This is a genomic window from Clostridium sp. AF36-4 (assembly GCF_003435975.1).
Lineage (GTDB): Bacteria > Bacillota > Clostridia > Lachnospirales > Lachnospiraceae > Eubacterium_F.
The window spans coordinates 125,249-136,443 of sequence record NZ_QTVH01000007.1; the positions used below are offsets into that span (position 1 = coordinate 125,249).

At 43.2% G+C, this 11,195-nt stretch carries 10 protein-coding genes; 2 read left to right on the forward strand and 8 right to left on the reverse strand.

Annotated features, from left to right (window positions below):
- Positions 1 to 422 precede the first annotated feature (422 nt).
- A complete protein-coding gene (locus DW005_RS05685; protein ID WP_117478525.1) occupies positions 423 to 1,241 on the forward strand; it encodes a YhfC family glutamic-type intramembrane protease in 819 nt (272 codons plus the stop codon).
- Between the two features lie 244 nt (positions 1,242 to 1,485).
- On the opposite strand, the gene DW005_RS05690 is transcribed toward DW005_RS05685, so the two are convergent.
- The 3 genes from DW005_RS05690 to DW005_RS05700 are packed head-to-tail and all read right to left on the reverse strand — an operon-like array spanning position 1,486 to position 5,831.
- Positions 1,486 to 2,874 (reverse strand): RsmB/NOP family class I SAM-dependent RNA methyltransferase, encoded by a 1,389-nt coding sequence (locus tag DW005_RS05690; RefSeq protein ID WP_022377680.1) that lies wholly within the window; start codon positions 2,872 to 2,874, stop codon positions 1,486 to 1,488.
- Positions 2,875 to 2,894: 20 nt separating this feature from the next.
- Positions 2,895 to 3,290, reverse strand: a complete 396-nt coding sequence (locus DW005_RS05695) for a cytidine deaminase (RefSeq protein ID WP_117478526.1) — start codon at positions 3,288 to 3,290, stop codon at positions 2,895 to 2,897.
- A 15-nt stretch (positions 3,291 to 3,305) separates the two neighbouring features.
- The gene (locus DW005_RS05700) at positions 3,306 to 5,831 is read right to left on the reverse strand and encodes a hypothetical protein (RefSeq protein ID WP_117478527.1); all 2,526 of its coding nucleotides are present in this window, start codon (positions 5,829 to 5,831) and stop codon (positions 3,306 to 3,308) included.
- A 131-nt stretch (positions 5,832 to 5,962) separates the two neighbouring features.
- Here DW005_RS05700 and DW005_RS05705 point away from each other — a divergent pair, with 131 nt between their 5' ends.
- Entirely contained in the window at positions 5,963 to 6,340 is a 378-nt protein-coding gene (locus tag DW005_RS05705) for a hypothetical protein (RefSeq protein ID WP_022377683.1), read from the forward strand.
- On the opposite strand, the gene DW005_RS05710 is transcribed toward DW005_RS05705, so the two are convergent.
- The 5 genes from DW005_RS05710 to DW005_RS05730 form a co-directional block, all read right to left on the reverse strand.
- A complete protein-coding gene (locus tag DW005_RS05710; protein WP_117478528.1) occupies positions 6,337 to 7,815 on the reverse strand; it encodes a bifunctional diguanylate cyclase/phosphodiesterase in 1,479 nt (492 codons plus the stop codon). The two genes, DW005_RS05705 and DW005_RS05710, sit on opposite strands and share 4 nt — an antisense overlap.
- An 81-nt stretch (positions 7,816 to 7,896) precedes the next feature.
- Positions 7,897 to 8,328: a protease complex subunit PrcB family protein gene (locus DW005_RS05715; protein WP_181974956.1), complete on the reverse strand. Its 432-nt coding sequence runs from the start codon at positions 8,326 to 8,328 to the stop codon at positions 7,897 to 7,899.
- Between the two features lie 76 nt (positions 8,329 to 8,404).
- Positions 8,405 to 9,307, reverse strand: a complete 903-nt coding sequence (locus DW005_RS05720; protein WP_022377686.1) for a S1 RNA-binding domain-containing protein — start codon at positions 9,305 to 9,307, stop codon at positions 8,405 to 8,407.
- Positions 9,300 to 10,187, reverse strand: coding sequence for a 16S rRNA (adenine(1518)-N(6)/adenine(1519)-N(6))-dimethyltransferase RsmA (gene rsmA / locus DW005_RS05725; RefSeq protein ID WP_022377687.1), 888 nt, complete (start codon positions 10,185 to 10,187; stop codon positions 9,300 to 9,302). The genes DW005_RS05720 and rsmA overlap by 8 nt, the downstream gene beginning before the upstream one ends.
- A gap of 13 nt (positions 10,188 to 10,200) precedes the next feature.
- On the reverse strand, positions 10,201 to 10,986 hold the full coding sequence (locus DW005_RS05730) for a TatD family hydrolase (RefSeq protein ID WP_117478530.1): 786 nt from the start codon (positions 10,984 to 10,986) through the stop codon (positions 10,201 to 10,203).
- Positions 10,987 to 11,195: the final 209 nt, after the last annotated feature.

The window sequence follows — 11,195 nt, forward strand, 5'->3', positions numbered from 1 at the left end:
TCTCCGGAATTACTGGAATCCAAAGGAACTGACAGCGAACATTTGACACGAGCCCCCACCATCTTGCCAGCGAATGACTCTGTGCAAATGGGTCTGCGGTTCCGATGCAACTCTTTTCCCTTTAACAAGTAAAAAGAGTTGTCTTGAAAACACAAGAAGCTGCTCTCAACTAGCTGGTTAGTGGTTAGCGTCAAGTGCTCGTATCTTTTTAGTTTCCGGTAAATGAATTAAGAAAAGATTTGTGAAGAGTGGGTACAAACTTTTCTTAATTCATTTACCGGAAACTAAAAAAACACCAACGAACACTTGACGCACCGTCTCATTATTAGTTACAATGTACTACAGTCGCAGCTATTCATGACTAATATACAGTGCAAACCATCTTGAATAGCAACATAACCACCAAAGAAAGTGAGATTATTATGAATCAGATTGTTTTTTCAGCGGGATTTGTTCAAGCAAATATTTTTTGTTCGCTGCTTTGCATCCTGCTGCCGATTTTATTTGTATGGTATCAGAAACGGAAAAACGGTGTAAAACCGGGTGCATTTTTTATTGGGGCTGCATTTTGCCTGCTCTTTTCCTACGTTGCCACCACAATTGTGAATGTTTTGATTTTTTCAATTCCGGGGCTTTTATCCTTTTTCAGTTCAAAAACACATCCGATCTACTCGGCACTGTTCGGAGCCTTCTCCCTTGGTATTCTTTCGACCATCGGAGCATTTATCGGATTGAAGTATGCAATGAAAAAACGTCCGGGCAAGGAAAATGCGCTGATTTTCGGAGTTGGTATGGGCGGTTTTGAAAGCATCTTAAATGGTGCTACCGTTTACATCACAAACATTATTGCAGCATTACTGATTAACTCCATCGGCTCAACGGAATATTTCAAAAAACTGGCATTAAAAGGAGAGGAACTGGCTCAGACCCAGAAGTTATTTACCGAACAGGCAGCAACGCCTTCTTCTTCCTTTTTTATGGACGCTACATACGTGATTCTTTCGCTTGTATTGTATGCTGCCATTGCCATCCTTGTTGAATATGCCATTTCAACCGGAGAAAAACAGTGGACGGTTATTGCTATTGTTCTCCACGTTGCAGGATATGTACCGATTTACTTGCGAAACATTGACATCTATAAAAGTTCGATGACGCTGTTTGTCATCGCAACCGTGTTTACATTTGCTATTGCCCTGTTTGCCTATCAAATCTATCACCGAACGGAAAACGGTAAAAAATAAGTTGACAGAAATCCTGATAAGGTGTATTATGACATTGTAATCAAAGGCGATTCACATTTTGTGGGTCGCTTTTTATTTTTTCCTACGTTTTTTGTTAAACGTGCAATGCACCAAAGACGGCGCGACCGAAGCGCCGCGCCTAAATTTGCCCTAATCATTGGCTCTGCCAATGATCGCCTATATATAGTTTAGTTCTCTATTCCCCAGAAAAGGACCGCTTATGCGGTCCTTTTCGCTTGCTCTTTTATACCATGCGCCATCCGCTGTGGTATTTATTTTTTAAATTATGCTTATTCTTTTTGCCCCAGCCAAGCGGATAATCTTCTACACACACAAGCTGCCAGCCATCCTTTGCAGCAGCTTCCTCATCCGTCAACACCAGTGTTTCGCCCTTTAAATAGCGAACCACCCGCTCATCGTTTACAGACAAACGCAGACAATTCTTATAGTCCTTCGCCCGCAGTGCCATCGCTAACGACTGACTCGGCTCAAACCTCTTTTTCTTCATCTCACCGACAAATAGCCCGCTGCGCAAAAAACGAAGTCCACGCATCTTCGGAAGTTCCTTTGGCATATAGTAAACCATTCCGTTTTTGCTTTCCATGCGCTCAGGCAGAAACGTCCGGTTCAGATTCTCACCAAACGCCTCCCACAATTCCTTTTCCTCTCCCCGCAGACCGCTTCTTGTCTGCTCACAGGATACAACCGGCTCATCCGCCGTCTCCTTTTTTCGAAACAGTGCCAGAAAATGCCCCTCACCATCGACACGGTGCGGGAAAATGCGGACACAGTTTCGTATAGATTCTTCTGTACTTCCAATCAATTCCGGTTTTCCGGACGCAAATCCTTTATAACCCTCCATCGGAAGAATCTCCATATCCGGGTTCATAGAAAGAATTTTTTGCACCGTTCCCTCATCTTCCAGCGGTGAGAATGTACAGGTAGAATACAAAAGCATACCGCCCGGTTTTAACATCGGAAGCGCTTGTTTCAAAATATCTTCCTGTAATGCGGCGTAAAATTCAGGACCATTCTGCTCCCATGCCTTTACCATGGACGGCTCTTTGCGGAACATTCCCTCGCCTGAACACGGCGCATCAATCAAAATTTTATCGAAAAAACCGGTAAAATACTCTGCCAGTTTCTTTGGATATTCTGTCACAATAAAGCTATTTTCCACGCCAAACAATTCAATGTTTTTCAACAATGCTTTTGCGCGCTTGCTGCTGATATCGTTGGCAATCAAAAGCCCGGTGCCATGAAGTTTTGCTGCTAACTCCGTCGCTTTTCCGCCCGGTGCCGCACACAAATCAAGTACCACATCATTTTCCTCAATCGGCAGACGCGAAGCCGGCGTCATCGCACTTGGGTCCTGCAAATAATATAATCCCGCAAAATAATACGGATGTTTCGCAGGCTGTTCTTTCTCCCCATCATAATAAAAACCGTTTTTAACATACGGAATTGGTGTTAATTCAAACGGAGAAATTTTCAAAAAATCCTCCACAGAAATCTTCGCTGTATTTACACGAAGCCCAAATTTTCTTGTACCTTCCATGGATTTCAAATAATCCTCGTACTCATCCCCTAAAATCCGTTTCATCTCATCACAAAATGCAACCGGTAATTCCATCTCTTTTCTCCTCCAGCCTTTTATAAGGAAAAACTGCTTGGCAAAAGTTCTGAAAGCGTCTTACTGCTATAATCCTCTTCGCTCTTTGCCATTACAATTTCAAATTCATCTGCCTTGCAAAACTCCGACATCACCTGCAGACAGACACCACACGGTGCCGGTGCTGTCATTTCTCCCTTTTTCCCGCCAACAATCGCAATTTTTACAAAATCCCTTTTCCCTTCACTGACTGCTTTGAAAAAAGCCGTTCTCTCCGCACAGTTTGTCGGTGTAAATGCCGCATTTTCTATGTTGCAGCCGGTATAAACCGTGCCGTCTTTACACAGAAGTGCTGCCCCCACCATAAAACCGGAATACGGTGCATAGGCGTTTTCACGCGCAGACAACGCCTGCGTAATCAATTCCTTTGTCTCCATAGTTTCTCCTTTATCTTACGATTCACTCATGTAGCTTACAAAATAGTTGCCGGCATCTTTGAAAATCTTCTCATACGAACTTCTGCTGACCGTCTGTGTTTTGCCGGACTGCGGATTGTACAAAATCAATTTGGAAGCCGTATAACCACCGATTACCACACCGGTTTTATTGCTAGTCATCGCAATCACTGGTTTACTGCCGCTGACAAAGTACAAAACTTCCTCCAGCGTACATCCCTTCAGACTCATCGGCCGCTGCAAATAATGTGAAAGCGTATTATACGCATTTTCGCCCTTTTTGACCAGTCCCTTTGCCGCCACATCATAATGGTTCGCTTTCAAAAGCATATGAACACACGCATCCAGATTTGACACACCATTTCCCTGCTTCGTCATTTCCAGACCACCAATTGTATTCTGGATGAAGGCTCCGCTTCTCTCCCAGACAACTTGATGATTACTTGAAACAACGACACCCATTTTGGCGTCGGCCTCTCGAATCGCTTTTGCCGCACTTTCGTAGGAAGAAACAATTTGTCCTCCGGCAAACACATAATATTTTGTAAGTTTCGGCTGCTCCAGACGCACATAACGTTCACTCGTAGTCAATGTGGACAGCGGTTCATCCCATGTCGGTTTCGCTTTCATTTCAAACGAAATCGGGAACTGGATGTACCACTCGGTCAAAGACTTTGTGGTTACACGCGATACATAACTAAACTTTGACTCATCCTTGCTGGAATTGTTCAAAATTGTGTCTTCGCCGCTCATCACGTAATGACTGCCCTGTCTTTTACAAAGCGTCATATTAATTACATTTCCGGTACAATTAATCTTCTGAATATACTGATTTTTTACACTGTATTTACGACGCACTTCACCTTTTGTATTGGCAATATAAAGTTCATAGCATGGCGCTACTTTTGTTCCGTCCGCCATCGTTCCAACATCGGACTTGTGCATGTAACCATACACCATATTATCCTCAATTACGCCAAGCAGTTTAATATAACTATTTTTATCCGGCTGATAAATCACATTCTTTTCATCATTTTCCAAATTGTAAATCGTAATGTTTTCGCCATAGCCTTTAGCAAGAGAGGATGACCACGTGTAACAATTTGCACGCTCCATCGTCATAAAGGTATTCTCTTTTATGTTCTCGGCTATTTTCTCCAGCCGCTTCGCCGTCATGTTATAGGCATACACCGTATTTGCCACAGTGAAATAGTAGATTCCCCGGCTGCTCACATAGCCATAATCGGCAAAATCCTCTTTCAACTGCTGATACGTCGTATTAATCGGCATATATACCATCTCTTCGAGCGTTCCGTCCGCCGTGTACTCATAAAGTACAACCGCCACATCGCCCTCATAGCTGCCACGTGCAAAATAACCGTACGCGCAAAAATACAAATTATCTTTATCGTCGACTTTTAACAGGCGGATTCCCTGTTCGTTGTAAGCACGGTAAGCATAAGAAGCCTTCTCGCTGAACGAAGCGTAAATCTTTTTCACCTGATTCGTCTTCATGTCATACCGGTAAACAAAGCCATCTCTGGAAAAATACAACTTATCTTCTTTTTTATTGGAAAGCATCTTTCCATTATTCTGCTCCGTAATTCCCAACTTTAACTGACTGGATTTGCTGCTTGCCGTCGATACGTCAAACACCGCTTCCATCGATCGTGAGAAATTCAGCAGGTAATCCCTTCCGGAAGCATAACGCACGCGATAAAATTCTTTGATATGATACGTTTCCTTTCCGGAAGCCGTTGTTGCCTGCACAAAATAATTATACTGAATGCAGGCCGTTTCCATATTATATTCTTTAATCGTAACAAATTCATCCGATACAATTTTGGGTGACATCTCTGCCCACGTTACAAGACTGGCATCCGAGGTGATGTCAACATAGGCAAGTGTCGAGTTCCGGTTCTTGCCATCCGGCTCCAGATAACGGCTGATTTCTTCCGATTTGTTTTTTGAAAATGTATTGTTATGAAATTTTTGGGCAAATGCCAGTTTTTTGGCCAAATTACTCTCATCCAGATAATACTTTAATCGTGTATAATAATGAATTGTTTTTCCCTTGTCCGATGTCGTTTTCAAATCCAAAATATACTCCGTACTTGTCTTGAATCCATAGTCAAACGTCAAATCTACCCTGCGCTGATTCTGTCCAATCGCATTCACGCTTCCGGTTTTATATACTTCTCCGCTCTCCTTATCCACAATGCTGTAGGTGACATTAACAAGACGGCTCTTTGCTTTACTGATTAACAAAGAAATCTGTCTGTTCTGGTTAATCGGCGTAATCGATTCACGCACCACATTTGCTTCGAGCGGCGCACTATACCCATATAAAACATTCACCGTCTGTCCCTGCGTCTGCAGCTGAAGATACGGATATGTCTCATCCGTAATCGCTTCCGTCACGCCCTTTTCTTCCATATCCGTTTCCATATTTCTTCCAAATAAAAACAGTGCGCCCGCAAAAATGAATACAAGAGCGACTGCCTGATATATATATTTAACCATAATATCTCTCCATTCCTACAATATGATGTTACTACCTTATACAGTGTAACGGCTTTCGCAAAAAAGTGCAAGGCATACACACAAATTTTTAGCACACATATATTAGTTAATAAACCATCGGAGGAAAACGCATGAGTCATTTTGATAACCAAACCCCCTATGTTCCTACCTATCCACCTGCTTTAGGCAGTCAGAAGCTGATGGAACTGGAAGCTGACAACTCGTACCTTAAATATTTATACCCGAAAATCACAAGACAAATCAGCGAATTTGTGGAAGAAGAATGTGACAAAATGGAATACGAGGGAAGTCTGATGTTTGACGTATTTCCTGACAAAATTGCCTTACAGCTTATGGCTGCCGGAATTGCCGGTGAATTTACAAAAAAATACCCCGATTCCTATCCGGAGGAAGGAAGACTTCTCCGCGATATGATCGAGGTCGTTTTATATCATGAAATTATGTACCGTAGAAACCGCTATCGAAATCACAAACGATTATATCTTTAGTCCGCTGCTTCTGTACCAAACGCTAACTGCTCAAATTCCGGTACAGGCATTGGCTTTGCAAACACATATCCCTGAATTAAGTCACAGTGCATTTCTTTCAAAAACTCCACTTGCTTTCTCTCTTCGACTCCTTCGGATATGGTGTGAAGATCCAGTGCTTGTGCCAGTTTGATTACGCTCTGGATAATATCCTTTCCACGCTCATCGTTATCACCGCTCTCAAAGAATACACGGTCTAACTTCAGCGCATCTACTTTAACATCCTTTAACATATTTAAGGAAGAGTAACCGCTTCCAAAATCATCAATCGAACACGATAATCCTGCATGATGAATCTGGGATACCAGTACACTGAGTGACTTCATATCATTATAAAACAGAGACTCCGTCAACTCAATCTCAATACTTCTTGGCGGAATATCGTATTTCTTTAACACATATTCATAATAATCAAAGAAGTTCGGAATTTCAAAATGACTTCTTGATAAGTTTACAGAAATCGGTATAATTTTGCGTCCCGCTTTATGCCACCGCTCAATCAACTTGCAAACCTCTTCGAACATATACAAATCAAGTTCTACAATAAATCCATTGGATTCAAACAAATCAATAAACTCATCCGGATAAATCATACCCTCTTCCGGGTCAATCCATCGAACCAATGCTTCCGCACCGGCAATCGACTCACCTTCCAATTCGTATTTCGGCTGAAGATACGGTACGAAGTCACCTTGTTCAAGTGCCTTGTGCATCTTCATCTCCAATGCTTTATCACGTCCAAGTTTCTGGCTTTCTTTCACATCGTAGATTCCCATCGGAACAAGATGTGATGGTGAAATCTTCTTACGCGCCAGATTGGCATGTTCAAGCATAGCACTAATATCATTTTCATCGTCTTTTACAATGTAAACACCAAAATAAAGAATAATTCCGTAACAATTTCCATTATCATCCGTAAGTTCAGACAGCTGCTTGCTTATCCGATACAATCGCTGGTCAAGCTTCGGAAGTGAATGAAACCGCATCAAAACCCCAAAGTTATCTGCCATAATTCGACCGGACACTTCATCCCAGCGGAGCTCATCATCAATAATCTCGTGAATTCTGCACAAAATCCGGTCTCCGACATCATTGCCATAAGTTTCATTAATCAGCTTAAAACGGTCGATGTTCGCGTACACGACAACATAATTTCCATCCCCGCGAAGCAAATCTCTGGCAATCCGCTCGAATTCCTTTTTATTCTTTCCGCCGGTAACATCATCTCGTCCATACTTCTTATACAACAACTGGTATTTAATAACAAGCATGATAATAACGAAAAGCGCCACACCGCAGAGTACCAATACTTTGTACATCGTAGATGGCATCCTGTCCAGAGAAAAATACGCAAAAACAAAGAGCGCAATCGCAGTGATTACATCCCAGATTAACATCATACTGATGTTTTTCAAACGTGAGATAATCTGTTTCACTGTGCATGCCCCCTTCTTTATCGAATGTATAAATAATTATACCTTAATTTTGACAAAAAGACAACCTTTCAATTGGAAAAATTATGACCAAAATTCAATTTCTTTCTCCAATTTTTTCATTTTTACGACAAGATACGGCATACTCTTTTTCTGACTTACCTCCTGACCTTTCTCCGGTCCTAATAGATTCGTCTCAAATACCACCCCGTCGCCTTTTTCATAGAGACCAAGAACACGCACCGAAAAACCGTTGGTTTCCTGCTCTCCGTAGCCAACCGCCAGATAGCAGTACTCGCCATCTTCATAGGTCATTTGAAACGGATTGATTTTCTTTTTATTGATTTCAGCTAAAAAATCAGCCGGACACTCCTCTGTCGGAACTACCGTATAATCCAAATCCTTTCCTCTTTTCCCCTCTTTTTCCGTGCCACATCCACTAAACAGGCACATTCCAAAAGAAAAAAGAACTACCATTGTAAGCAGCCGCCTGACCCGGCATCTCTTATTCCTCACCGCACACACTCCATTTCTAAGCATATTCCGCTTTTGATTGTTAGTATAATGTATGTGCCGCGGTGATTTTTATGCGCTAATCTTCGAAATGAATCCCTGCCAAAAGAGAAGCTAAAGAAGTCGTTGCCTCCTCATCATGGTACTCAATGGATTCAGCCTCTTCCACTTCCGGTGCAATATCCTCTGCCTCTTTCATGCTCAGGCGAATTTTTCCGTCCGTCACATCGAGGACTTTTACCTTCACCGTCTGTCCGAGTTTCACAACTTCATTTGGCGAATGTAAAAATTTATTGCAAATCTGGGAAATATGAACAAGCCCGGATAAGCCATCCCCGATTGTCACAAAGCATCCATATGGCTCAATGCGCTCAATTACGCCTTCTGTCACGAACCCTTTTTGCAGAGCATTTAATTTTTTCTCCTGCTCTTTTGCTGCTTTTTCCTTTTCCACATCTTTTGCGGAAAGAACCAGTTTATTTGCCTCGCGGTCTGCTGTAATAACAATAACCGAAAGTGTCTTTCCAACATATTCTTCCACATCTTCTACATACTCAAGTGCCAGTTTCGACGCCGGAATAAATCCTCTCAGTCCCTCGCAGTAGGCAACAACACCGGCATTCACGCTGTTATTTACTTTTACCGTAAACACCGTTCTCTCTTCCAGTGCCTTCTCTACCTGTTCCCATGCCTCTTCTCTTTTTGCCTCGCGCAAGGACAGAAGGACACGGCCCTGTCCATCATCCGGCGAAAGCACAACAGCCGTCAGCATTTCTCCGGTGCGAATCTCATCCATCGCATGGAAATTCGGATCATCACTATATTCACCGGAAGGAATTACTCCCTGTGAAAAACTGCGTAAATCCAAAAGGACTTCCTCTTCTTCAACACTTACCACCTCTCCGGTCACCGTATCGCCTTCGCGGAACGATCGAAAAGATGCATTAATTTGGTCTTCGTAATCTGCCATTGTTTCACTCATCGGTATTACCTCCCTGTTGAATCTTTTTTAATTCATCTGCTAATGCAGCAAATTGCGCTAAACTAAGTTTTTCCCCACGAATCGTCGGACTTAACTCCATTGCTTCCAGTGCACTTTTGATTTCCTCTTTGGAAAAGGAGAGTTCCGGACTGTTCGCCAGTCCATTCTGTAAAGTTTTCCGGCGCTGGTTAAAAGACGCCCGAATCAGACGGAACATCAACTTTTCATCGGATACCTCAATTGGCACCCGGTTTAAGCAGTCAAGTCTTATTACCGCACTTCCAACATTAGGCCGCGGCATAAAACAGTTTGGCGGAACATTCGCCGCCAAATACGGTTTTGCGTAATACTGCACGGCAAGCGACAATGCACCATATTCTTTTGTGCCCGGCTCTGCCTGCATGCGTTCAGCCACTTCTTTCTGCACCATAACGGTAATGTTCGCAAGTGGCACGCGGCTCTCTAAAAGCCCCATAATAATCGGGGTTGTAATGTAATAAGGCAGGTTTGCAACTACCTTGATTGGTTTTTTGTCATTATATTTTTCCGCAATTTCATGAATATCCTGCTTTAAAATATCCCCATGAAGAATTTCTACATTATCATAAGGTGAAAGTGTCTCCTGTAAAATCGGAATGAGGTTGTTGTCAATTTCTACTGCTAATACCTGTCTTGCCGCCTCGCACAAATACTGTGTCATCGTTCCGATTCCCGGTCCGATTTCCAGTACAAAATCATCTTTTGTGACTTCTGCCGCCTCGATAATTTTATCTAACACATGCGGGTCAATCAAAAAATTTTGTCCGAATTTTTTTTGAAAATGAAAATCATGTTTTTGTAAAACCTGTATGGTTTCCTGTGGGTTTCCCAGTTTTGCCACGCGTTTTCTCCTTTTATTTATTCTGTGTCAGCCGGTATAACCGGTGGGCATTTTCCGTTGTTGCCTGCTTTACTTCTTCTGCCGTAATGCCCTTGATTTCTGCTAATTTCTGTGCCACGTAAATAAGCTGCGACGAATCGTTTCGCTTTCCTCTGTTTGGCTCCGGCGCCATATACGGGCAGTCTGTTTCCAGCACAATAGAAGACAGCGGAATCCGCTCGGCACATCTTACTAATTTTTTTGCATTTTTAAATGTGAGGACTCCTCCCATGCCAATAAAGAATCCCATTTTCACATATTCTTCTGCCATTTCCGGCGAATACGAATAACAGTGAATGACGCCGCCGCACTCATAGGCTTTTGTTTCCTGAATGATTTGCATGGTCGGCTCTGCCGCATCACGGCTGTGCACAATAATCGGAAGTTTTACTTCCTTTGCAAGTTCAATCTGTCTGCGAAACCACTGCTTCTGAAGTGCCGGTTCCGGCTCCGGCCAGTGATAATCCAGCCCGATTTCTCCGATGGCTGCCACTTTTTCATGTGCCGCATGACTAGAAATCCACGCCATGTCATCTTCCGTCAGCCCTTCCACTTCACTCGGATGCACCCCCAGTGCCGCATAGACAAATTCATACTGCTTTGCCAGTTCAAGTGCCATTTTACTGGATGGCATATCTGCGCCCACATCCACGACTTTACCAATTCCCTTTGCCAAAAGTCCGCCAAGGATTTCGTCGCGGTCGCTGTCAAAAGCTTTGTCGTCATAATGGCTGTGGGTGTCGAAAATATAACTGCTCATAGTTCTCTCCTCTCGCCGAGGTACGCTTCGCATTCCTCACTGCCGGGCTTTCGCCACGTCCTCTCGCCGTGCTGCACCTCGGAATGCTCCGCATTCCTCACTGCCGGGCTTTCGCCGCTTCTCTCTCGCCGTGCCGCACCTCGGAATGCTCCGCATTCCTCACTGCCGGGCTTTCGCCCTATACTAGAAAGAAACGATTTTCTCTTTTG